A 22,747-nucleotide genomic window follows, 5' to 3' on the forward strand; every position below is an offset into this window, starting at 1 on the left:
CGTCCGTATACATAAAATCATTTATGAAAGGACTCATTTCTATGTTAACTAAAGAATTTGCACAACGTGTTGAACTAAGTGAAAAGCAAGTCCGTAAAATTGTTCAACATTTAGAAGAACGCGGTTATCAACTTAGTAAAACTGAATATCGTGGCCGTGAAGCTACAGATTTCCAAGAAGAGGATATTGAACTCTTCCAAGATATTGCTGATAAAGTTAAGCAGACAAATAGCTATGATTTAGCTTTTGAAGAACTCGAAAAAGAAAAAGATTTTCTACAGGTATTAGTCAAAGAAGATGACAACAATCTACCTTCAGACCAAAATGTATCTTTACTCGTAGAGGACTTACGTACTGAAATTCAAAATATGCGTGACGAGCGCCAAATGCTTGGACAAATGATTAATCAAGTGCACCAACAACAGCAAGAATTGCATAAAATGCAAAATCAAATTACATCTAAATTAGAAGAAAATACAGAATCACTTAAAGCAATTCAATCATCTACAGACGAAATTAAATCTACACAAAGTGTCATTCAAGATTCTCAAAAAGAACAAACTGAACTTGTGAAATCTAATGTCGAATCTGAAAGTGTGCATACCAACCAAAGTTCAATTAATAATGAAGCGAATGCATTCACTGAAAATATAACTGAACAAGCTAATACTAAAGTAACACCTGATAAAATGGCTGACACAACAGATCCACATACAAATGAAGTTTCTGAAAATGTATCAGCAGAAACTGTTGATGAAGAAATCACACAAATTAGTGAACAACCTACAGCACAATCAGTACAATCACCAAATTCGGAAGATGAAAAACAAACTTCTAAAGTAAACTCAGCTGATAAAGCAGATGACTCTATTAAACCGGATACTCACAAAGAAGCTTCTGAAGTTGAGCAAAAAACAGATCATAATAAAGCGGTCGCATCAGCGTCATCTACTGCAAATGAATCAGATTCACAGCAATCAAATGCATCTAAAGAGGCTACTTCAACTACTTCTTACGGTTCGCCACTTGCTAAAGAAGAGCGCAAAGAAGAACGTAAAGGATTTTTCGCACGCCTCTTCAATTTATAAGTGACAGATAATTCCAAGGCGTCAAAGCCTTTGGTTAAAAAGAAACGTCAATTTCTATTGAAATAGTATAGAAATTGACGTTTCTTTGTTTTGCATGAAATTTCGTAACTTGTTGTGTAACTATTTTTCTAATATTCAGCGCTATTATGACTAATTAAGTCCTCGTTTAACTATCATATTGTTCTACCCAAAGGCGTCTAAAATGTCCACCAGTTTTTCCAAAACCAAAACTGCGGTTACTTCATTTTCTTCCTTTAATGGATTATTTAGTTTCTAAACCAAAAACTTCCCTTAATTTCATCCAAATTGAATTTCTATCTAATTTAGCCACAAACACCTTGACACCACACCCTACCTATATTTATAGCCCTTCCGATTCTGTTTCAAAAATAAAGTCATATAAATTTTATAATTTTTTTGAGTAATTGACTTGAATATTATTCGTTTTGCTACTATCCTTAGTATGCGTATCGGATTTAACAAAATAAATTAAATAAAAGAAAGCGTAGGTCTTGTTTTTATGTTACTAACAATTTTAAACATCATTATTTTTATGGCCTTCCTTATCGGATTATATGTAATGGCAAGAAGACATGTTTCGTTTCCTAAACGTGTCTTTACAGCATTAGGCATCGGGATTGTCTTTGGAATTGCCATACATTTAATATACGGTGTGGACTCAAAGGTCACTAAACAAACCACAGATTGGTTTAGTATAGTTGGAGATGGCTATATTTCATTCTTACAAATGATTGTTATACCTTTAATTTTTATTTCAATCGTTTCAGCATTTACTAAAATTAATATTGGAGAAAAATTTGCTAAAATTGGCATCTATATCTTCATTTTCTTAATTGGGACTGTAGCAATTGCAGCAATTATCGGTATTATCTCAGCACTTGTCTTTGGTTTAGACGCATCTACGATTGATTTAGGTAGTGCTGAAAGCTCAAGAGGTAGTGAAATCGCAAGTCAAGCTAAGGATATGACAGCGAACACGCTACCACAACAAATCTTAGAATTATTACCAAGTAACCCATTCTTAGATTTCACTGGTCAACGTACAACATCAACAATCGCTGTAGTAATCTTTGCTGCATTTGTTGGCTTTGCATTCTTACGTGTTATGCGTAAACAACCTGAAAGCGGCCATTTACTTAAACGCGGTATCGATGCAATTTATAATATCGTTATGGCGATTGTGACATTTGTACTACGTCTAACACCATATGGTATTTTAGCTATCATGGCGAATACAATCGCGACAAGCGACTTTGGTGCAATTTGGACGTTAGGCAAATTTGTAATCGCATCTTATGCGGCATTAATTGTAATGTATATCATTCACTTACTCATTATAACGGGTATGGGACTAAACCCTGTTACATTTGTTAAGAAAACATCTGAAGTATTGTTATTTGCATTTACTTCTCGTTCAAGTGCTGGTGCATTACCACTTAATGTTCAAACTCAAAAAAATCGTTTAGGTGTGCCAGATGGTATTGCAAACTTCTCAGCTTCATTTGGTCTTTCTATTGGTCAAAACGGCTGTGCCGGTATTTATCCAGCAATGTTAGCAATCATGGTAGCGCCAGCAGCTGGTGTCGAAGTTAACTTACAATTTATATTATCTGTCATCGGCATTGTTGTGATTAGTTCATTTGGTGTTGCTGGTGTCGGTGGTGGCGCAACATTCGCCTCTATCATTGTATTATCTACTTTAAATTTACCTGTTGCATTAGCTGGTGTGCTGATTTCAGTAGAACCACTTATCGATATGGGTCGTACTGCATTAAATGTTAACGACTCTATGCTTGCAGGTACAGGTACAGCTAAATTGACAAACAACTTAGATACTGACACTTATCATTCAAAAGAATACGGTGAAATCACAAGTTCATAATAATAAGACATCACATACTATGAACTTAAGATATCTTTTATAAATATAATTAAAGGTTGGAACGCTTGTCGTTCCAACCTTTTTTCATTTCTATACTTTTACTATATTTTCAATTCTAATTTAATCATATTACTATTTTTGTCGTTTTATCGTTATCATTAGTTTTACGTAATTATAAATAAAGACAATAGTCAGACTTAGCGACAATGATTTCAACAATAGGTTGACCCATGTACCGTTCGTAGTTAAGTAGTACGTCACGATACTATTTATAACAAACACAATAAAAATAAGCCCTAGTTTCAGTAACATGTCTCCCACCTCTTTTAATTTAGTTTAGTGGGAAACATGTATTTTTTCAATTTAATTTTTTATGCTGGCAAGTTATATGGCCCTAGTTATTTTAAGATTCAACACTTGTTTGTCCAAATATCTTTTTCTTTATCGCTTCTCCAGTAGGCGTTCCAGCTAGACCCCCTAATCCAGTTTCTCTTAATGATGCTGGCAAGTTACGTCCTACTCTATCCATCGCCTCTATCACTTCATCAACTGGTATTCTGCTTTGTATTCCCGCTAATGCTAAATCAGCTGAAATTAGTCCGTTGCCTGAACCTATAGCATTACGCATAACACACGGTATTTCAACCAACCCTGCCACAGGATCACAAACTAATCCTAATAAATTACTGATAGCTAAAGCCATCGCATGACCACTTTCTTCAGGTGTTCCACCAAATATCTCAACTGCTGCGCCGCTGCAATTGCAGAGGCTGATCCCACCTCTGCCTGACAGCCACCAATGGCACCTGCAACACTTGCATTGTTTGCGATGATTTTACCACATAGCGCGGCTGCAAATAAAAAGTCAATCATCTGTGCTTGTGTTAATCCGTGTGTCTTTTCTAACTTGAATAGTATACCTGGTATTGTACCTGAAGAACCAGCAGTTGGCGTTGCACAAATGATTCCCATCGCAGCATTGACTTCATTAGTTGATATTGCGCCTTTTAAAGCTTCAACCATATCATGCCCAGATAATGCATGGTAATGTTCATTATATCGATCTAGTTTCACGGCATCTTGTCCTGTATAACTCGTGACACTTTTTACGCCTTCTCCAGAAAGTCCCTTTTCTAAAGCTTCTCTCATAACATCAAGGTTTTGTTTCATTAATGCACGAACTTCATCCCTCGATATCCCTTTTAAATCCATCTCCTCACGAATCATCATTTCAGCAAATGTTGTGTTGTGCGTCATTGCATAATCTATAATTTCTCGCATTGAATGATACATATTGCCACTCCTCTAACAGATATATGAAAAATCTAATTCTTTATATTTCTCGCGTAACCTACTTAAACTATCTATATCTAAAGCTTTATTTAAGTGTAATGCCAATAAACAATTGTCATTATTAATTGTTTTTATCTCTTCATTAATATCTACTTCATACTCAATCAAGTCATTAATCAAATGGTTAATTAATGAAATATTAGCTGCTCCATCTACAACCAAAATAGGTAATGCGTGATGCATAAGGATACAAAGACCGTCCACATGAATACTTTTAATCTTGATTGTACCTCCACCGATTGAAATACCATTAATTTCCACATGTCGTTCGTTGCCATCTAATTTAATTAATGCGCAGTTAGGATGTTCACCTAAGCTAGCACTTGTTTCTTCTATAATTTCTATATCAATATTTTGAGCTTCAGCAAATGAAATAGCGTCTTTAATACGTTCATCAAATGTACTGAAACCCAATGATCCACCTATAATTGCTAAATCCGTTCCATGTCCCTTGTGTGTGGAGGCAAATGATTCATAATAATGAATCACAATTTTTGAGGTTCACATTGTAGTACTGTGCGTGCAGCATTGCCTATTTTCACTGCACCTGCCGTGTGAGAACTAGATGGTCCCATCATAATTGGCCCAATAACATCAAAAGCACTTTGATAATCTTGTTTTCTTGCCATTCTTCTCTCTCCTTAATTTGTCTGTTTTTTCATTCTAGGTAGATTGAAATTTAAGCTTGTCATATTAAATTTATTAATCATTTTTCCTATAACTAGACTTAATAAAATACTAGTAATTGATACCGTAACAATCGTTATTACAGACTTAATTGGATCATTAAATCCAAACAGTACAATAGCACCGGCAATTGGCGTCGCCATACCCGTCACATTGATTACTAATCCACTAAATGTGACAATACATGCGTTTACCACACCAATAAGCGCATTTGTACCATAGAGTTGTAAAGGATACTTCGCAATGATATCTATTTGGGTTAATGGTTCAACTGCAACTGCAAAAGCTTTAGAGGCGTTACCTATTTTTAATTGTTTAAACATAATGAAATTGACAAATGAGCTACCCGTACATGTCAGTGCTCCAATTGCCATTGGCAAACCAGTTAGTCCTAATAAACTTGTTAATACCATAGAACTAAGTGGTGTCATACCTGTAACAGGAATAATGAGGCCTAAAATAATTGCTAAGACATAAGGATTATTATCACCAACAGCCGTCACAGCACTACCAATTTGTTTTAATAATGCGATAACGCCAGGGCTCATAATACTTGCAAGAAGGAATGAAACAGCAGGGGCAAATAAAATTACAGTTATTAAATCTAAGCCTTCAGGGACTTTCTTTTCTAAAAATTTAATAGCAAAAGAAACTAAATAAGCAGCTAAAAAAGCAGGTAGTAATTTAAAGTCATGAAGTACTAAACCAACAATTACAGCAAAAACTGGCGAGACACCTAATTTTAAACAAGTAAGAAAGCCAACTGCTACACCACTTAAACTACCAGCTAAGTCACCAATCTCTTGCAAAAATTTAATGTCAAAAACACCACCAATAGCATAACTTAAAAATGCTTGCGGTAAGAATGTTGCACAGGCAGCGCCCGATAATGCTTGTAGCCCTTTCTTACCATAAGGTGCAAAGTTTAAAAATAACGTCATAGCTAACAAAACAATGAGTAGCGTTCCTACACCTAAAATAATATCCATTTCCTCAAACCTCTTTCTATTTTCATTGATATCTATCACTTTTTTATTTCCAACCACATCATAAAACTTTGTGAAAGCACTTACAACGGCAAAAAAACAGACTTTTATGAAATATTTGTGAATAAATTCACAAAATAGAGAATTTTATATAATATAATAAACAATTTAACAAATTGATTATTATATTAAGTTAATGGATTTATGAAAGCGAATAAACTTTAAACCAGGATATGCATACAAAAATTATTAGAACTTGAACAAACACCTGAATTTTTCTTATTATCATAAAATATTAAGCACTGTCATTGCGCAACAAACTCAAAAATTTCATAAAAAACACCAATTTCTATATTGTTACAATAGAAATTGGCGGTTACTGTTTAAGCGAAACTACTAATATTACGAACGCTTAAAGCATTGGTCATATTGAGATAATCAACTTAATAAATCTTTTTAATATGAAAATGTTTCATGCTTAATTATTTTTCTTAACGATAGCTTTTCTATAATTTCATTAAAGATGATTTTATCGTCACTTTTTAATATTTACTATCTCGGTTTGAAGGGACCCCAAGTAATTTTCTGTTTGCCATCTAACGGAATGGAATCAATCGTATTCGACACATCATCAAACCATTTTAAAAATGCAGGGTTTTTGTCTAAATGCGCTTCGGCACTGTCTTCACTAATATCGTGTAAATACCATGCCTTACTTTCAAATTCATACTGAATCTGTGAATATGCGAGACGAGTTAAATCAACACTATCATATAAACAGTTTACATGCTTCACGAGATTCGGAGCTTGTGAAATTAAACTATTAGATATAGTTTTTTTATGCGTTTGATTATCTAAATCATTCCACATTCTTAACTGGCCGTCCATTTGGAAGAATATATCTATTGTAGAATCATCTTCGTTAAATGAAATAAGAATAAATATACGTTCTGCTGTGTGATCAACGGAATTAATTGCTCCGACAACTAACTTTTGGGCCATTTTCACCCAATAGGCTTGAGCTTCTTGAGGGGTTAGTTTACTGCTAGAAGAATAAATATATTGCTCATTCGCTTTATGCTTTCCATGCGCTTTCTTACCAAAAAATTTATCAAACATGCTCAACATAACCAACCCCTTTCTTAAATATGACCTATCCATCATAAATGACACGCAACAGAAGTTGTCAGTGAATTATTTTTTAATAAAACCTGATTTATTCAATTGTTCTAACATATCTAGTCTCTGCTTAGCACTCATAAAATTAGAAATTTGTTCTGACCATGTTTCATTACGTTCGCCATTTGTACGAGATGCATAATATTTACTTACGGTTTCATCGTAATCTGCCAATGTTTTACGCTGCGTTTCTTTATCACTGTCGTATTTATTGTGATGGAAGATATTTTCAAGTGGTAAGCGTGGTTTAGGATTTCCATTTTCATCATCTGCTGGCAGACCTAATGCCATACCAAATAATGGGAAAGTATGCTTAGGTAAGTCTAAAATTTCACGCACACGTTCAACATCATTTCTCAGTGATCCTAAATAAACCATGCCATATCCCATATCTTCAGCTGCAGCAGCAATATTTTGAGCAACTAATGTCGCATCAATCGTCCCGACCAATAAACCTTCTGCTGATTCAAATGAAGTCGCCATATCTTTTTTAGTATTTTCATTTACAATTGCATGTCTGTAATAATCCATGACAAAAACAAATAAATAACCGTTTTCTACCACGTAAGGTTGACCTGACACTTCTTTCAAGTCTTCTTTAATTTCAGGATCATCTATACCTATAATTGAATAGGCTTGTAAATAACTAGACGTTGAGGCGCTTTGCCCGGCCTCAATTAATTTTTTAATATGTTCTTCTGAAATAGGTTCATCCTTAAAACTTCTGACTGAATGGTGTTTTTTCAATAAGTTGTATACATAATCAGACATGTATTATCCGCTCCTCTTTTATGTAAGTGTTTATAGTATTTAAATGTTAACAAAGCTCGCAGTGAATTGCTTGTTATTTGTTTACCCTTTTTCACACTAATTAAATGTTAATCCCCTTTTAAATATTAGGTATTCATAAAATATATGAACAAAATAAAGCATGAATGTAACGCTTATGTGACTCAAATAAATAAGTCATCTTAACACATATAATATAAATGAACACATAAAGCATATTTCTAAAAATTCTTCTCTCAGATTTCGCATTATTACAAACTTTTTGGCGTTTTGTAAAATACCTTGTTAAAAAAATAATAACGTTCAAAACTAATTCAAAAATTGAAATGTTTTCAAAATCATTTAATGTGGAATGATATTAATAAGGGGGTAATTCATTTGAGTAACAAAAAACAGGAACAATTAAAAAATGTAGAAAAAAACAATGACGATAAAGCAATGACGATGAATAATGGTGTTAAAGTAAGCGAGGATGAAAACACCTTAACTGTTGGTGAACGTGGTCCTAGCTTACTAGAAGATTTTCATTTCAGAGAAAAAATTATGCACTTTGACCATGAACGTATTCCTGAAAGAATCGTACATGCACGTGGTTTTGGCGCTCACGGTGAATTTCAAGTTTACAAAGATTTATCTGAATACACTTCTGCAGACTTTTTAACACATCCTGAAAAGACTACCCCAGTGTTTGTCAGATTCTCTACTGTCCAAGGGTCAAAAGGTTCTCCAGACACGGTAAGAGATGTGCGTGGTTTTGCTACAAAATTCTATACAGATGAAGGTATCTTTGATTTAGTAGGTAATGATATACCTGTTTTCTTTATACAGGATGCTATTAAATTCCCAGATTTAATTCACGCTGTTAAACCTGAACCGCACAATGAAATGCCTCAAGGTGGCACTGCACACGATACATTTTGGGACTTTTTCGCACAAAACCCAGAAACAATGCACACGGCTGTTTGGGCTATGAGTGACAGAGGAATCCCTAAAAATTTCAGACAAATTGAAGGCTTTGGTGTTCATACTTTCCGTTTAGTTAATAGTAAAGGGCAATCCTATTTTGTTAAATTCCATTGGAAACCAGTTCAAGGTTTAGAATCATTGGTATGGGATGAAGCACAAATCTTATCTGGTAAAGATATTGATTTCCACCGTAAAGATTTATATGAAGCAATTGAAAAAGGAGACTACCCTGAGTGGGAATTAGGTCTGCAAATCATTCGACCAGAGCAAGAATTTGATTTTGATTTTGATATTTTAGACCCAACAAAAATATGGCCCGAAGATGAGGTTCCAGTTGAAATTGTTGGCAAAATGACGTTAAATCAAAATGTATCTAATGTTTTTGATGAAACAGAACAAGCCGCATTCCATCCTGGTCACATCGTACCTGGCATTGATTTTTCTAACGATCCTCTATTACAAGGACGTTTATTCTCATATACAGATACGCAAATATCAAGATTGGGCGGACCAAACTTTAATCAAATTCCAATTAATCGACCAGTTAACGAAGTACACAACAATCAAAGAGACGCTATGCATCAAATGAATGTCCATAAAGGACAAACAGCGTACCACAACAATGCTTTAAACAACAACGATCCTCACACAACACCTAAAGAAGAAGGCGGTTATGAACATTACCAAGAAAAAGTTGAAGGCCGTAAAATACAAAAACGTAGTGAAAGCTTTAAAGACTACTACAGTCAAGCTAAACTTTATTTAAACAGTTTAACAGAGCCTGAATTTGACCATACCGTAGACGGATTTTCATTTGAAATTGGTAAATGTAAATCAGCTGTGGTTAAACAAAATGCAGTAAATCAATTGAACAAAGTTGATCGTACATTGGCAGAACGTGTCGCAGCAAACGTAGGTGTCGAAGTGCCAGCAGAAAATGAAGAAGTACAAACTGATGTAAAAGATAGTAAGTTAACAATGGAAAAATTCGATATACCATTACCTGGGCATTCTGTAGCAGTACTAGTGAATGGTGAAATAGATGAAGAAACATTAAAATCATACGCCAAAACATTTGTCGACAATAAACTCAACTATGCTTTTGTAGGCAAGCAGCCTAAAGATATCACTAAAGATTTCGGCATAACTGAAACGTATGATACTGCACACCCTACATTATTTGATAGTGTGTTTGTAATTTCAGATGGTACAGAATTATCACCGGATGCAGAGGCATTTGCTGAACTTACTTACAAACACAACAAACCGTTAATAGTTAATCAAGCTGCATCAGAAAAACTATCAAGTGCAAAACTAGACTTGGACGCACCCGGTGTATTTATTTCAGATGATGCTCAAACAATTGTTCAAGCATTTGAACGCGCAAGATATTGGGACAGATAAGCTTATACAATTAAAATCATCTGTCCATTAAACGATATATTTAATGATACAAAAGTACGAGAAAGAAATTTTTTCATTGTAGTTTAATTTCTTTCTCGTCTTTTTTATGTAAATATGGGTAAATACATACTAAACATTTAAATATTTAATTTTAAACTCTATTTATTCCAAAATACCTTCAAATACGCAATTGCAACCTCGAGTTGCATAATAGGAAACGATTAAGTGCGTGACATTACATGGTTATACAGTTAATTTCAAATAAAAGGAGTGATAACTATGGAAATTGGAACACGAATCAAAGAACAACGTGAACTCAAAAATTGGTCACAAGATGAACTTGCTGAAATATTAAATATTTCGCGTCAAAGTATTTCAAAATGGGAACTAAACAAAGTCTATCCTAGTATTGATATGCTCATTAAAATGAGCGATTTATTCGACGTGTCTTTAGATGAACTCATTAAAGGAGATAAAGCATTAAAAAAGACGATTATTGAAACCTATCAACAACCAGTTTCTAATCAGAAAGATCGACCTATGAATGGTTGGGAGTTTTTATCTAACTATTGGTGGTTATTCTTCCCTGTAGCATTTATTATTTGGTGGATGGTACAGTCGTTTGTTTAATTATAAAAAGCGATGCTTCCCAAAATTACAATAATTACTCTATGCAATTTAATCATTCAATAAATACAGTTATCTATTTTTAGTATGAAATCGTTGAATAAATGTGAAAATGCGATGATAGTGTGAAACAATAAATCTATTAATTATCATTAAAAATGATGTAATATTCGCTTATCATTACAGATTCCGAAAACGGTAATTGCATTCACAAATTTGTGACAATTTTTATAAGCCCACCATATCAAACTTTCATAGCCTTCCTTCTCAATTCTTATGTTTAGTTGAGAATAGGAAGGTTATTTATTGAGTGTGAAAGAAAATACAAATAATGTATATGCTTTCATTTTTGAATGTAGCTGAATTAACTTTATTGTCTTCCAATGCAAATAACGAGCACGATTTAAAACCAATGTGCTTTGAAGGTTCTAATGTTGACGAAACGATAGCTACATGCAATAATAGTAATCGAAAGATTAGAATTATTATAATTAAGAAATTATGATAATCTAATTCAATAATACTTAAACTAACACTAAGTTATTAAATAGGAGGATGTTTCACATGTCTTTAATCAACAAGGAAATTTTACCATTTACAGCTAATGCTTACGATCCAAAGAAAGATGAGTTTTTCGAAGTTTCTGATGAAAACTTAAAAGGTTCTTGGAGTGTTGTTTGCTTCTACCCAGCAGACTTCTCATTCGTATGCCCTACTGAATTAGAAGATTTACAAAATCAATATGATAAATTACAAGAATTAGGTGTAAACGTATATTCAGTTTCAACTGATACACACTTCGTACACAAAGCTTGGCATGATCACTCTGAAGCGATTAATAAAATTCAATATACAATGATTGGTGACCCTTCACAAACAATCACTCGTAATTTTGACGTATTAGATGAAGAACTTGGCCTAGCTCAACGTGGTACATTTATCGTTGACCCTGATGGTGTAGTTCAAGCAGCTGAAATTAATGCAGACGGTATTGGCCGTGATGCAAGTACATTAGTACACAAAATTAAAGCAGCGCAATATGTACGTCAACACCCAGGTGAAGTTTGCCCAGCAAAATGGGAAGAAGGTTCAGAAACATTACAACCTGGTCTTGACTTAGTAGGTAAAATCTAAGGAGGCATTGATTTGAATGCTTAATGATCAGCTAAAATCACAATTACAACAATTACTTCAATTAATGGAAGGTGATGTTGTACTAAGCGCAAGTCTTGGTACAGATGATAAATCAAAAGAACTAAAAGAGTTGCTAGATGAAGTTGCTGCAGCATCATCTCATATCACAATTGAAGAGAAAGACTTAAAACGTACACCAAGCTTTACAGTGGATAAACCTGACGAAGATACAGGTATTACATTCGCTGGTTTACCTATGGGTCATGAATTTAATTCACTTGTATTAGCTTTATTACAAGTAAGTGGTCGCGCGCCTAAAGAAGAACAATCTGTAATAGATCAAATTAAAGCTTTAGATCGCCCACTCAATTTTGAAACTTATATTAGTTTAACCTGTCAAAAATGCCCTGATGTCGTTCAAGCATTGAACTTAATGAGTTTATTAAACCCAAATATCACTCATACAATGATTGATGGTGCTATTTTCAGAGAAGAATCTGAGGATATCATGGCAGTACCAGCTATCTATTTAGATGGTGAAGAATTTGGTAATGGACGTATGACAGTACAAGATATATTATCTGAACTAGGTAGTAAAGCAGACCCTTCAGAATTCAACGATAAAGATCCTTATGACGTGTTAATCGTTGGTGGTGGTCCTGCGAGTGGTAGTGCCGCTATCTATACTGCACGTAAAGGATTGCGCACTGGTATTGTTGCTGATCGCATTGGTGGTCAAGTCAATGATACTGCAACAATTGAAAACTTTATTACTGTCAAAGAAACAGATGGTCCTAAATTCTCATCTGCACTTGAAGATCATGTAAAACAATATAATGTGGATATCATGACAGGTGTCAGAGCAAGTGATATTGAAAAAACAGACAATGGTATTGTTATCACTTTAGATAACGATGCTAAATTACAAAGTAAAACTGTTATTATCGCTACAGGTGCACGCTGGCGTAAGTTAGAAGTACCTGGTGAAGAAGCCCTTATTAATAAAGGGGTGGCATTCTGCCCGCACTGTGACGGACCTCTATTTGAAAATAAAAACGTTGCTGTTGTAGGTGGCGGTAACTCAGGTGTTGAAGCTGCAATAGACTTAGCAGGTATTGTAGAACATGTTACCCTACTTGAGCGTAACGCTACGCTTAGAGCAGACAACGTATTACAAGAACGTTTAAGCTCTTTACCAAATGTTACAATTATTAAAAATGCACAAACAACTGAAGTATTAGGTGAAAATGCAGTTACTGGTCTTAAATATCAAGACAAAGCAACTGGTGAAGATCACACAATAGAATTGGAAGGTATATTCGTACAAATCGGACTACTTCCAAATACAGAATGGTTAGAAAATTACGTTGAATTAAACCAAGCAAATGAAATAATCATTGATCGTAAAAATGCTACAAGCATCCCTGGAGTATTTGCTGCAGGTGATGTCACAGACGATCGTAATAAACAAATTATTATTTCAATGGGCGCAGGTGCAAATGCTGCACTAAATGCATTTGATTATATTATTCGACACTAATTACTTCCCTATTCAAATAGATTAAAAAGGAGGACCAAATTGGTTCTCCTTTTTATTTTTGTTGTTTTAACTTCTATGTGATAGCAGCGACAATTTTTCGCTATTATGAAACGTATAGACTTGAATTTTCAAACTTTGTTCAAAAGATTGTGCGTTTAACTTTATGACATCTATATCAATCAATAGCTTGAAATGATAGTCTTAGGTTATAATTTCAAAAGCATATAAATTAATATATAAATCGGACTATGATTAAAGGAGCAATACGTTTTATGAAAAAAAGTATACTTATAACATTAGTATTCATGTTAACTGTGATGCTCACAGCATGTGCTAATGGCGATTCAAATGGTGATAAGCAACACAGTGAGAGACACGCCCCTTCAAATGTAAAAAAAGTTACAGAAAATGATATCTTTGATTCTAACCAAAAAGGAGAAAATATTAGCGAGGCGGAAATGAACAAAGCGATTAAAAAATATTTGGATGTGAATTCAGATATCCTCGATAATAAATATTTATTACAATATAAATTAGATAAACAAACTGGTACGGACACTAAAATTACAGATGCACAAGCAAAAAGATTATCTGATTTATCACACAATGCAGTTAAAAATGACGTGCGTTTCAAAAAATTTGTCAAAGACAATCATCTACCTAAAGGTTATAAAGACGATGTGGATCGAATCATAAACTATTTCACAGCGTTAAATACCACTATTAAAGATGCTGATAAGCAAATTGAAGAAGTAAACTACCAACCTCAAAATAAACTAAACGTAGTAGACGTACCCGCAGAACAAGCGGGTGACGTAAATGGTAAAAAACAAGAAAAAATCAAAAAATTCCTTAAAGATAAGGGCATTAAAAGTGATGCAATAGATAAGTAAAATACAATTCATCGTTATGTAACCACTTGAGTTTGTGAACAATTTTTGAATAATTATCAATTTTACTTTAAGTTGATATCAAATTAAACAAAATGCATTACAAAATGATGACATTAACTATTTCCAGAACTATAAAGCCTTTTCAGCGCTTAATTAAAATTATATGATTCATATTGACTTATATTTGTAAAAAACCTTACACGATTGTAAGGTTTTTTAATATAAAATGCCTTTTTTTCTCAGAGAAGTATTTGTTATCCTATGTTATAAGATTGAACATAGTAAACATAGGAGCACAGCCGAAAACTTTTTAAGGAGGTCGCACTATGGTAATTACGATTTTACTAGGTGCCATGGCTGCTGTCTTCATAGCTTTTAATTTCTTTGAGAAAAAAGAAACTTATGGCGTAATTTCATATAAATCCATTGCTTTAAGTATTACTTACGTCATACTCGCAGTTATTGTTGGTAGCTTCTTAGACAATATCAACACTATATTCCAAGGATTTCACGATAGCTTAACAGCAGCAAAAAAATATTAACCTGAACTGAATAGGTAAACAGTTCAGGTTTTTTAATACAATATTTTATCGATACTATAGCTCAATTTCATAAGGTACACAATTTTCAATTTTCTTATCTATCACAGATGTTTTATTTTCATAGCCTAAGTAAACGAAACAACACCTAATTACAACTTGGTGGGCAATGATTACAACCGTATCTAAAGATGTATCTAGCTCTTGTTTAAAAAATGATGCTACACGTTGTAACACATCTTCATAACTTTCCCCTGCTGGTGCTTTTTGAGTAAAACTGTGTCTAAACGAACTATTAGGGCCGCCATTAAAATATGTTGCAAATTGAGTATCTTGTTCAATTTCACTCACTTTTTCGCCCTCAAACTTACCTAAAGAACGTTCTCTCAGTAATGTCGTCACACTTGCCGGAATATCTTTATCAAAAATTGCATTATAAGACTGTCTCGTTCTTGTTAAATCAGACATATAGATATGATCAATTTTTAATTTATTAAAATGATGTTGTAATAATTGTGCATCTCGAGCGCCTTTTTCAGTTAATGGAACGTCTAATTGACCACAAAAATAATGATTTCCTTCTTTTTTATCATAATTTGATTTTGATTCACCATGACGAATTAAGTATAACTTCATATGTTTGTACTCCTTTACATTTTTAAATAAGGTAACATTTTTGTTAGATGAAGTATAACTTCTATAAAACAAGATTTATTTTTGTTACTTTAAATGTGAGGTGATAAAAATGAATGAACAACCTTTAAAATCAGATGCACAAGCAGGACGTGTCTTAGCTTCTGTAAGTTATTTTAGTATATTTTTCGCACCAATCATATTACCCATCATCATTTGGATTTTTGCTGACAAACCAGCATCAACGCATGCTGCTAAATCGTTATTCTATCATATCATCACATATTTAGGGCCAATATTTATTATTATCATTGCAAGTTTAGGTGGTATGCTAGTCAATCAACAACATCAAACAATTATAGTGATAACGATTATTTTTGCAATTATTTTAATTATACTCACGATTTGGTATACGATTAAAAATGTTTATCGTGGCATCAAAGTATTAATTTCTGAAAATGCTTATTTTAACCCCTAAGATAAATCGTTTGTTTTTGAATATTAGATAGCCATGAAAATATACTAAAAAACAGCTTGGAAAGTTTTAACTTCCTCAAGCTGTTTTTTTAGTTAAATCTAGATTAACTACTTTTGCTAAATAATAAATTAAGCGACAGACCAATCAATACTGCTCCTACCGTATAGTCAAAAATAGCTTTAATCTTTCTATTTGCAAAAAGTAATTTAATGTATTGAAAAATATATACACAGAAAATAAACCATAATAAAATAACCGTTGTTACAATCGCAGATAACACTGCTATTTGTGTTGTAACACCATCGCCCGCACTTAAAAATTGCGGCAAAATACTTATGTAATAGAGTAATGCTTTGGGATTTAAAATGGTACTAAAGAAACCTTGTCTATATGAGCTTAAATAACTTATTTGTTGTGCTTTCATTTGTGTGGTTGAAAAATTCATACTTTGACGTGCGCTAATAATACTTTTGATACCTAAATATATAAGATAGCAAGCGCCCAGTATTTTAATCACTAAAAACACATAATACATATTAGCCAAAATAAAAATAATACCAAATACCGCTAGTAGAGAGTAAACAACATGGCCTGTCGTTATGCCCAATGCTGCCATTGCGCCATTACCTTTACCAGATGTGATCGAATTTTTCATCACGACGAAAAAATCAGGTCCTGGAACGATAATAATCATTAATGTAATTGTTATAAATGCGGCTAATCCTTCCATATTCTGCACCTCCACCTTAATTATGTTATCAAGATGCGCACGGTATCGCAACACGCGAAATAAATCTTTTACTATCCGTTTATTATAAAGTGACAATAATAGATGAACTAAATTCAAATTGAGATCATTAGTCAATATTTAAAAAGCTTGGAACAGCAAAATTAATTGTTGTGATTCAAGTTAATTCGTTTTTAGCTTAATAATTTCAACCCAATCGTGCTCCCTAATATAACAAGAATACAAATAATCCGTTTAATATCTGTTGATTCTTTATAAAAAGCCATACCCAAAACTGCTCCTCCAACAGCACCAATACCGGTCCATACAGCATATGCAGTACTCATCGGCAACTGTTGCATAGCAATAGATAATGCTAAAAAACTAATTGCAAAGAATGTTAACATCAAACCGAGCGATTGATATTTGCGACTATGTACATAAGCATTCAAAAATGTAATACCAAGCATTTCAAATACACCTGCACAAATCAATAAAATCCAAGCCATTATGAACGCCCTCCTTCATTTGTTGTTACTAATTTCAGACTAACTACACCTAGCAACAATGTTATGATTAATACTATTTTCCCTGGATTAAATGGTTGACCAAAGAATATAAAATCACATAACGTAACGCCTGTTGTACCAAGTCCTACAAAAACTGCATAAGAGCTACCCACTGGCAATACTTTTGATGCTTCTATAAGTAAATAAAAACTTAAAAATATAGCAATCACTGTCAAAATCCATTCAAATACTGATGAAGCATGAGTTAAACCAATTACCCAGCCCACTTCAAAGACGGCTGCAATAACAATTTTTAACCAATTCATAGCAAATTCCTCCTTTAAAAATTAAAAAAGCCTAGGAGATAGTTATCTATACTATCTCCCAGGCTTTTATCCTTCCGTGTCACATATAAATATGTGCCTTTCTCTCGGACCGAACCAACACCATCGTTGTGGAACCCTAGAAAGGTTTATTCAATTAATGAAATCGTATCAAATTACACTTTAAACTTCAAGTTCAGATACTTCATTTTATAATAAATTATATTAATTCTTAAAAAGAAAGCGTTTTAAATTATTTTTTAGGCCAAAACACTCTACTTTTTATGTATTTTAATGTATAATAAGGATTACATTATAATAATTATAATGTAATAGTGTTGTTAATGAAACTTATTCTCAATTGAGTACTTCCGTTAGCAAGACCAAAATATTGATAAAAGTGAGGGATTATTATGAAATTGTTAAATTACAAAATGCAAAACAATGAACTCGTTGCTACTGTATTATCTGACAAGAAACAAGTATTCAAATATACGTTTGATGTAAATACTCCAGAATATGAAATTTTAGATGTACTTGAAGAAATCAACCATTACGTTGACAATGGTCATCATCCACTAGGTTGTTCTTTATTGAAAAACTATTCACATGAGGATGTGAGCCACAATATTTTATAATCTAAATTCTCGACCAAAAAGGTGAGTATAACTGATAGACATTAATCAGTATACTCACCTTTTAATTTTTGAAAATCAAATGTACACACGACTCCCACCTAATTGTATAATCATTCTATGAACACTGTCATAATCTATTACTATGATTTTGATAGGATTTATCCACGATAACGTCATAAATTGACGCGTTAAAAACACTGCCTGATAAATTTCGAACCAATCCTTCGACACTACCATTGTATTTTGCTATCACTATATGTGTGTTAGCATTTATAACTGCTTTAATCTTATTATGCCTAATCCAACCATTTGAGTGAAATATTTTTAAAAACCTTCTAGTTTATTTGTAGCAAATACATAAATATAACCAATTCTCTTCATACTACATCCTCAAATTAATGTTTATCAATCTATTTATAGCTTTTTATACCCGTACTTTACATAATCATTTATAATATATTTAAATAGGTTTTTGATGCCACATCACATATAATGTGTAAAGAACAAGGAATGCGTTAATTTTAGTAGTTAACAGGGTAAATATATAGTAAAAGCATTATTATTTTATCGATAAAAGTAAGGAGGGACGCAAAATGTGGATTGTTTCAATATTACTCATTATCGTTGGTATTGTGTTGCTCATCATAAATAAACGCACACCTAAAAATGAAGGTGTCGGCAAAAAACAAAGTTTAGTAAGCTTTGGCGTTGTCTGTTTAATCATTGGTATTTTTGGATTTATAGGTCAGATTATTAGATCAATTATATAAAATTTAATATAAAAATAAGAGCAGGGTAGAAATCCAGTTAAACCAGATTTCTTAACCCTGCTCTTTTTGATTCGACATTTTTTAATAAGTGTTAAAAATATTTGCCTTACATATTAAATAAGTCATTAAATGATTCAACCATTGTAGGATGTGTATAAATATTTTCTTTTAATACTTCATAAGATAAGTGTTGATCAATTGCTAATTTTACTAAGTTAATAATTTCCTCAGATTGTAAGCCATATAAAGTAGCTCCCAATATTTCACTCGTTTCTTTATTAACTACTGCTTTAAACAAACCTCTTGTATCGTTGTTTATTTTATGGCGAGGTATTGTGTTTACAGGTACTGCATTTTCTAAAATTGATAACCTTGCGCTTTGGCTTCATCTGCTGTTAAACCTACACGTGATAATGGTGGATCAATAAATACAGTGTATGGCACAGCACTGCGATTTTCAGTAGTACGTTCGCCATTACCAAATAATTGATCTTTTACAATTCTGAAGTCATCTAATGATATATACGTGAATTGCATGCCGCCTTTAACATCACCTAATGCATAAACATTTGGCACATTCGTTTGTAAGTTTTGGTTTACTTTGATTTCTCCACGTTCACCAATTTCAACATCCGTATTTTCTAAACCTAAGTCTGTATTAGGCTGACGACCAGTAGCTAACAATACCGCGTCTGCTTCATAGCTACCTTGCGTTGTGTGTACTGTCGTACCAGATGCATTATCTTCAAAACGCTCTGTATCAGCATTAAATACCAACTTAACACCTTTATTTTCAAGATCTTTTTTGACTTCTGCCACAACATCTTTATCTTCTTTAGGCATAATATCATCATGTCTCTCTAAAACTGTTACTTGTGTATCAAAGTTCGAAAACATAGAAGCAAATTCTAGAGCAATATAACCTCCGCCCACAATAACTAAACGCTTAGGTTGTGTTGCCAATTCCATAATGCCAGTAGAATCATATAAATGTTGTGATGTTTCTACACCTTCGATAGACGGAATAATTGGTTGTGCACCTGTATTAATCACTATATCTTCGGCAGTAACTGTTTCTTGTACCTCACCACTTTCATCTAATAATTCTACTTCATTGTTAGATTTAAATGCTGCAGTATAATCTAATACGCTGATATTATCATCATCTGCCAAGTTATGATAATTCTTATTGTTTAGCGCATTTACTACATTGTATTTTCTAGAAAAAGCTTGTTCAAATGAGCCGTGCGCTAATCCTTCATGTACAAGTGTTTTTGAAGGAATACAACCTATATTAATGCATGTACCACCATACATTTTTTGAGATTTTTCAACTACAGCTACATTTTTTCCTTGGCCAGACGCAAATTTCGCTAAAGTTTTACCACCTTTACCAAATCCAATAATTAATAAATCATACTTTTTCATAATTATCCTCCTTAATTGTTTCATTTAAGACATCTTTAATCGTTACATTTTGATAATAATGAATTAATAGTTCTTCTTCTTTTTTATAAAACTTAAACATCGTGTTGCCTATTTCTTTTGAAACTTCACAATCACTGCCTGCATCACCAGTAAATAACCGTCCTTCCGAACGGTCTTCTTTAAACATCACAAATAGTTCAGACAAGTTGACATTTGCTGTCATATCATTAGCCTGGTATCCTCCAAATTTACCTCTTGAAGTTTCTAAATAATGATGTTGGTTTAACTTACGTGTTACCCTGCGTAGTTGAACCGGATTAATACAGATACGTTCTGCTAATTCATTGCTGCTAAAACGCTCATCATAGTGCTTTAGCAAAAAAGTCAGTAAATGAACTGCAATATTGAATTCTAAATTCATAGAAATCACCTTTTACGTTTAATTGAAACTTTTATAGTTACATTTAAACATATTAAACTATATTGTGCAAAAGTTTTGTTTTGATATTTGAAAGGCGTATTAAAAAAGATCGAAAGAACGTTCAATGTTAAACATTGACCACACCTTCAATCCTTATTGGACAGTTACAATAATGCACCGCTTATTTTATTGCCATATTCTAAATATGATTTCAGACAACTAAGCATATATACCCAACCTTCTTTTTGACCTAATAAACGTTCTACCTCGTTTTCTTCAATATCTTTTTCGGTAGTAGTCACAATTGTGTGATTATCATCACCATCCAATTCAATAGTCACATGATTATTGCCCCACTTGAAATGAATTGATTCATTTTTAACAATTTTTTCTATTAAAATATCGATTTCAGCATTATACGCTTCGTATCGTAAAGTAATCGTTTTACCTTCTTCCCAACGTTCAGAACTAGAAGTAAACCAAAATCCTCCGATATATTCTGGATTGACAAAAGCTTCAAATACTTGATTACTAGATACATTTACTTGCATTTTAGTTACTATATCCAAAAGATCCACAACCTTTCTTTTAAAGTTAAACGTTTTATAATCATCAATGAAAATACATAATTATATTGTCTTAAGACACACAGCATGATTGACCGAACAAGAAAAGACTTAGCCTTACATGATAAAGAAAATCATAAACTTGTGTGTTATAAAAATCCCACCACTATATATTGCATTTTCCAATCAGTCGCTATTGTTGTGTTTAAAATACCAAAGGTGTCTTATTTTCAATCTATCTTCTTACTCTATATATTTCATACCCCAAAATATAAAGTTCATTACAATGCCATTAACATAATTGTAAATAACATATAATCTATATAGTATTAATAAATTTGTTATACTTTACTAGTTAGTAAATACTTTTGTTCAGGAGTTAATTATGAAAAATATTCTAAGCACTTACGTATACTATTTAATTATGCTTGTTATTGTTGGCATAATACTAATTAGTCTATATTTTACATATATATGGAACAATAACCAGGCACCAAATCAAGATAAATATCAAAATTTCGCGCAATTAAAATCAGACACAGTGAAACAGCGTGATTGGCAAAGAAATATTAAAAAAACAAACAATAAAGATATTCTCATCACTGCTATTCATGGTGGTGGTATAGAACCAGGAACCTCTGAATTAGCTAAAATCATTTCTAAAAAAGGTGACTTTAATTTATATAGTTTTGAAGGATTATTAAAATCAAATAACAAACAATTGCATATTACATCTACCAATTTTGACGACCCTAAATTGAACGAAATGACTAATCGTTCACAAGAATCTATTTCTATACACGGATTTCAAGGCGATAAAGATATCGTTTATATAGGTGGCCAAGATAAAAAAATGGCGCAATCTATAAAAAAAGAATTAGAAAAAGAAGGTTTTAATGTAGAAAAAAGTCCCAATAATATTAACGGTCGTTCTTCTAAAAATTTCATCAATGAAAACGACTCTGGTTCAGGTGTTCAACTGGAAATATCTACATCTATTAGAAAATCATTTTTCAAAAAGGATAACTTAAACAGAGAAACGAGAGAAAATACAAATAAATACCGAGATTCAATTTATGATTTCGCAGAAGCTGTCACTAAAGGTATTCGTTCACGAACATAAAATTTTATTTTTTTCAGTTTACTTGTATCAATTGACTTGCTTT

Annotated in this window: 22 protein-coding genes, 3 pseudogenes and 1 riboswitch; of the genes and pseudogenes, 12 read left to right on the top strand and 13 right to left on the bottom strand. The window is 32.7% G+C overall.

What is annotated here, in order from left to right; translation table 11 throughout:
• Positions 1 to 41: 41 nt before the first annotated feature.
• A complete protein-coding gene (locus tag CD032_RS02530) occupies positions 42 to 1,088 on the top strand; it encodes a hypothetical protein (protein WP_040029827.1) in 1,047 nt (348 codons plus the stop codon).
• 520 nt (positions 1,089 to 1,608) lie between these two features.
• Positions 1,609 to 2,991 carry an L-cystine transporter gene (locus CD032_RS02535; protein WP_103211152.1) on the top strand — a complete coding sequence of 461 codons (1,383 nt, stop codon included), beginning with the start codon at positions 1,609 to 1,611 and terminating at the stop codon, positions 2,989 to 2,991.
• Positions 2,992 to 3,123: 132 nt separating this feature from the next.
• On the opposite strand, the gene CD032_RS13255 is transcribed toward CD032_RS02535, so the two are convergent.
• From CD032_RS13255 to nfsA, 6 genes and pseudogenes are all read right to left on the bottom strand, one after another.
• A complete protein-coding gene (locus CD032_RS13255; protein WP_071560188.1) occupies positions 3,124 to 3,303 on the bottom strand; it encodes a hypothetical protein in 180 nt (59 codons plus the stop codon).
• Between the two features lie 91 nt (positions 3,304 to 3,394).
• Positions 3,395 to 4,284 (bottom strand): annotated as a pseudogene (sdaAA, locus tag CD032_RS02545) (L-serine ammonia-lyase, iron-sulfur-dependent, subunit alpha).
• 12 nt (positions 4,285 to 4,296) lie between these two features.
• Positions 4,297 to 4,973 (bottom strand): annotated as a pseudogene (sdaAB, locus tag CD032_RS02550) (L-serine ammonia-lyase, iron-sulfur-dependent subunit beta).
• 12 nt (positions 4,974 to 4,985) lie between these two features.
• Positions 4,986 to 6,020 (bottom strand): PTS sugar transporter subunit IIC, encoded by a 1,035-nt coding sequence (locus CD032_RS02555; RefSeq protein WP_071560187.1) that lies wholly within the window; start codon positions 6,018 to 6,020, stop codon positions 4,986 to 4,988.
• Positions 6,021 to 6,569: 549 nt separating this feature from the next.
• On the bottom strand, positions 6,570 to 7,136 hold the full coding sequence (locus CD032_RS02560) for a hypothetical protein (RefSeq protein ID WP_037540008.1): 567 nt from the start codon (positions 7,134 to 7,136) through the stop codon (positions 6,570 to 6,572).
• 75 nt (positions 7,137 to 7,211) lie between these two features.
• On the bottom strand, positions 7,212 to 7,967 hold the full coding sequence (gene nfsA / locus CD032_RS02565) for an oxygen-insensitive NADPH nitroreductase (RefSeq protein WP_019469894.1): 756 nt from the start codon (positions 7,965 to 7,967) through the stop codon (positions 7,212 to 7,214).
• 396 nt (positions 7,968 to 8,363) lie between these two features.
• Between nfsA and CD032_RS02570 the strand changes: the two genes are divergently transcribed.
• The 6 genes from CD032_RS02570 (at position 8,364) to CD032_RS02595 (ending at position 15,091) form a co-directional block, all read left to right on the top strand.
• The gene (locus CD032_RS02570) at positions 8,364 to 10,355 is read left to right on the top strand and encodes a catalase (RefSeq protein WP_019469893.1); all 1,992 of its coding nucleotides are present in this window, start codon (positions 8,364 to 8,366) and stop codon (positions 10,353 to 10,355) included.
• A gap of 279 nt (positions 10,356 to 10,634) precedes the next feature.
• Complete coding sequence (locus CD032_RS02575; protein ID WP_019469892.1) at positions 10,635 to 10,985, top strand: helix-turn-helix domain-containing protein; 351 nt, start codon at positions 10,635 to 10,637, stop codon at positions 10,983 to 10,985.
• 561 nt (positions 10,986 to 11,546) lie between these two features.
• Positions 11,547 to 12,116, top strand: coding sequence for an alkyl hydroperoxide reductase subunit C (gene ahpC, locus CD032_RS02580; protein ID WP_019469891.1), 570 nt, complete (start codon positions 11,547 to 11,549; stop codon positions 12,114 to 12,116).
• Between the two features lie 16 nt (positions 12,117 to 12,132).
• A complete protein-coding gene (gene ahpF, locus CD032_RS02585) occupies positions 12,133 to 13,656 on the top strand; it encodes an alkyl hydroperoxide reductase subunit F (RefSeq protein WP_019469890.1) in 1,524 nt (507 codons plus the stop codon).
• A gap of 272 nt (positions 13,657 to 13,928) precedes the next feature.
• On the top strand, positions 13,929 to 14,549 hold the full coding sequence (locus CD032_RS02590; RefSeq protein WP_019469889.1) for an NDxxF motif lipoprotein: 621 nt from the start codon (positions 13,929 to 13,931) through the stop codon (positions 14,547 to 14,549).
• Positions 14,550 to 14,875: 326 nt separating this feature from the next.
• Entirely contained in the window at positions 14,876 to 15,091 is a 216-nt protein-coding gene (locus tag CD032_RS02595; protein ID WP_103211153.1) for a hypothetical protein, read from the top strand.
• Positions 15,092 to 15,145: 54 nt separating this feature from the next.
• Here CD032_RS02595 and CD032_RS02600 read toward each other — a convergent pair whose 3' ends face one another.
• Positions 15,146 to 15,724, bottom strand: a complete 579-nt coding sequence (locus tag CD032_RS02600; protein ID WP_103211154.1) for a histidine phosphatase family protein — start codon at positions 15,722 to 15,724, stop codon at positions 15,146 to 15,148.
• A gap of 109 nt (positions 15,725 to 15,833) precedes the next feature.
• Between CD032_RS02600 and CD032_RS02605 the strand changes: the two genes are divergently transcribed.
• Positions 15,834 to 16,199 (top strand): DUF4870 domain-containing protein, encoded by a 366-nt coding sequence (locus tag CD032_RS02605; protein ID WP_019469886.1) that lies wholly within the window; start codon positions 15,834 to 15,836, stop codon positions 16,197 to 16,199.
• Positions 16,200 to 16,302: 103 nt separating this feature from the next.
• Here CD032_RS02605 and CD032_RS02610 read toward each other — a convergent pair whose 3' ends face one another.
• The 3 genes from CD032_RS02610 to CD032_RS02620 form a co-directional block, all read right to left on the bottom strand.
• Complete coding sequence (locus tag CD032_RS02610; protein ID WP_019469885.1) at positions 16,303 to 16,929, bottom strand: LysE family translocator; 627 nt, start codon at positions 16,927 to 16,929, stop codon at positions 16,303 to 16,305.
• A 191-nt stretch (positions 16,930 to 17,120) separates the two neighbouring features.
• On the bottom strand, positions 17,121 to 17,435 hold the full coding sequence (locus tag CD032_RS02615; RefSeq protein ID WP_019469884.1) for a DMT family transporter: 315 nt from the start codon (positions 17,433 to 17,435) through the stop codon (positions 17,121 to 17,123).
• Entirely contained in the window at positions 17,435 to 17,761 is a 327-nt protein-coding gene (locus CD032_RS02620) for a DMT family transporter (protein WP_019469883.1), read from the bottom strand. Before CD032_RS02620 ends, CD032_RS02615 begins: the two co-directional genes overlap by 1 nt.
• 53 nt (positions 17,762 to 17,814) lie before the next feature.
• Positions 17,815 to 17,912, bottom strand: a riboswitch (guanidine-I (ykkC/yxkD leader).
• Positions 17,913 to 18,171: 259 nt separating this feature from the next.
• Here CD032_RS02620 and CD032_RS02625 point away from each other — a divergent pair.
• Entirely contained in the window at positions 18,172 to 18,396 is a 225-nt protein-coding gene (locus tag CD032_RS02625) for a hypothetical protein (protein WP_019469882.1), read from the top strand.
• 593 nt (positions 18,397 to 18,989) lie between these two features.
• On the top strand, positions 18,990 to 19,166 hold the full coding sequence (locus tag CD032_RS13015) for a hypothetical protein (protein ID WP_019469881.1): 177 nt from the start codon (positions 18,990 to 18,992) through the stop codon (positions 19,164 to 19,166).
• Between the two features lie 106 nt (positions 19,167 to 19,272).
• Here CD032_RS13015 and merA read toward each other — a convergent pair.
• The 3 genes and pseudogenes from merA to CD032_RS02640 all read right to left on the bottom strand — a co-directional run bounded on the left by merA (position 19,273) and on the right by CD032_RS02640 (position 21,593).
• Positions 19,273 to 20,594, bottom strand: a pseudogene (gene merA / locus CD032_RS02630) (hypothiocyanous acid reductase MerA).
• Positions 20,581 to 21,015 (bottom strand): redox-sensitive transcriptional regulator HypR, encoded by a 435-nt coding sequence (hypR, locus tag CD032_RS02635; RefSeq protein WP_019469880.1) that lies wholly within the window; start codon positions 21,013 to 21,015, stop codon positions 20,581 to 20,583. The pseudogene merA and the gene hypR overlap by 14 nt, the downstream one beginning before the upstream one ends.
• 164 nt (positions 21,016 to 21,179) lie before the next feature.
• Positions 21,180 to 21,593, bottom strand: a complete 414-nt coding sequence (locus CD032_RS02640) for an SRPBCC domain-containing protein (protein ID WP_307725470.1) — start codon at positions 21,591 to 21,593, stop codon at positions 21,180 to 21,182.
• 373 nt (positions 21,594 to 21,966) lie between these two features.
• On the opposite strand from CD032_RS02640, the gene CD032_RS02645 reads away from it, so the two are divergent.
• Positions 21,967 to 22,704 (top strand): poly-gamma-glutamate hydrolase family protein, encoded by a 738-nt coding sequence (locus CD032_RS02645; RefSeq protein WP_019469878.1) that lies wholly within the window; start codon positions 21,967 to 21,969, stop codon positions 22,702 to 22,704.
• Positions 22,705 to 22,747 lie beyond the last annotated feature (43 nt).

Origin of the sequence: Staphylococcus cohnii subsp. cohnii (genome assembly GCF_002902365.1) — a bacterium.
GTDB classification, from domain to species: domain Bacteria; phylum Bacillota; class Bacilli; order Staphylococcales; family Staphylococcaceae; genus Staphylococcus; species Staphylococcus cohnii.

Excerpts from the sequence above, each read along its gene's own strand:
- CD032_RS02530 (WP_040029827.1), top strand. The coding sequence starts at position 42 with ATGTTAACTAAAGAATTTGCACAACGTGTTGAACTAAGTGAAAAGCAA.
- CD032_RS02535 (WP_103211152.1), top strand. The coding sequence starts at position 1,609 with ATGTTACTAACAATTTTAAACATCATTATTTTTATGGCCTTCCTTATC.
- CD032_RS13255 (WP_071560188.1), bottom strand. The coding sequence starts at position 3,303 with ATGTTACTGAAACTAGGGCTTATTTTTATTGTGTTTGTTATAAATAGT.
- CD032_RS02555 (WP_071560187.1), bottom strand. The coding sequence starts at position 6,020 with ATGGATATTATTTTAGGTGTAGGAACGCTACTCATTGTTTTGTTAGCT.
- CD032_RS02560 (WP_037540008.1), bottom strand. The coding sequence starts at position 7,136 with ATGTTTGATAAATTTTTTGGTAAGAAAGCGCATGGAAAGCATAAAGCG.
- nfsA (WP_019469894.1), bottom strand. The coding sequence starts at position 7,967 with ATGTCTGATTATGTATACAACTTATTGAAAAAACACCATTCAGTCAGA.
- CD032_RS02575 (WP_019469892.1), top strand. The coding sequence starts at position 10,635 with ATGGAAATTGGAACACGAATCAAAGAACAACGTGAACTCAAAAATTGG.
- ahpC (WP_019469891.1), top strand. The coding sequence starts at position 11,547 with ATGTCTTTAATCAACAAGGAAATTTTACCATTTACAGCTAATGCTTAC.
- ahpF (WP_019469890.1), top strand. The coding sequence starts at position 12,133 with ATGCTTAATGATCAGCTAAAATCACAATTACAACAATTACTTCAATTA.
- CD032_RS02590 (WP_019469889.1), top strand. The coding sequence starts at position 13,929 with ATGAAAAAAAGTATACTTATAACATTAGTATTCATGTTAACTGTGATG.
- CD032_RS02595 (WP_103211153.1), top strand. The coding sequence starts at position 14,876 with ATGGTAATTACGATTTTACTAGGTGCCATGGCTGCTGTCTTCATAGCT.
- CD032_RS02600 (WP_103211154.1), bottom strand. The coding sequence starts at position 15,724 with ATGAAGTTATACTTAATTCGTCATGGTGAATCAAAATCAAATTATGAT.
- CD032_RS02605 (WP_019469886.1), top strand. The coding sequence starts at position 15,834 with ATGAATGAACAACCTTTAAAATCAGATGCACAAGCAGGACGTGTCTTA.
- CD032_RS02610 (WP_019469885.1), bottom strand. The coding sequence starts at position 16,929 with ATGGAAGGATTAGCCGCATTTATAACAATTACATTAATGATTATTATC.
- CD032_RS02615 (WP_019469884.1), bottom strand. The coding sequence starts at position 17,435 with ATGGCTTGGATTTTATTGATTTGTGCAGGTGTATTTGAAATGCTTGGT.
- CD032_RS02620 (WP_019469883.1), bottom strand. The coding sequence starts at position 17,761 with ATGAATTGGTTAAAAATTGTTATTGCAGCCGTCTTTGAAGTGGGCTGG.
- CD032_RS02625 (WP_019469882.1), top strand. The coding sequence starts at position 18,172 with ATGAAATTGTTAAATTACAAAATGCAAAACAATGAACTCGTTGCTACT.
- CD032_RS13015 (WP_019469881.1), top strand. The coding sequence starts at position 18,990 with ATGTGGATTGTTTCAATATTACTCATTATCGTTGGTATTGTGTTGCTC.
- hypR (WP_019469880.1), bottom strand. The coding sequence starts at position 21,015 with ATGAATTTAGAATTCAATATTGCAGTTCATTTACTGACTTTTTTGCTA.
- CD032_RS02645 (WP_019469878.1), top strand. The coding sequence starts at position 21,967 with ATGAAAAATATTCTAAGCACTTACGTATACTATTTAATTATGCTTGTT.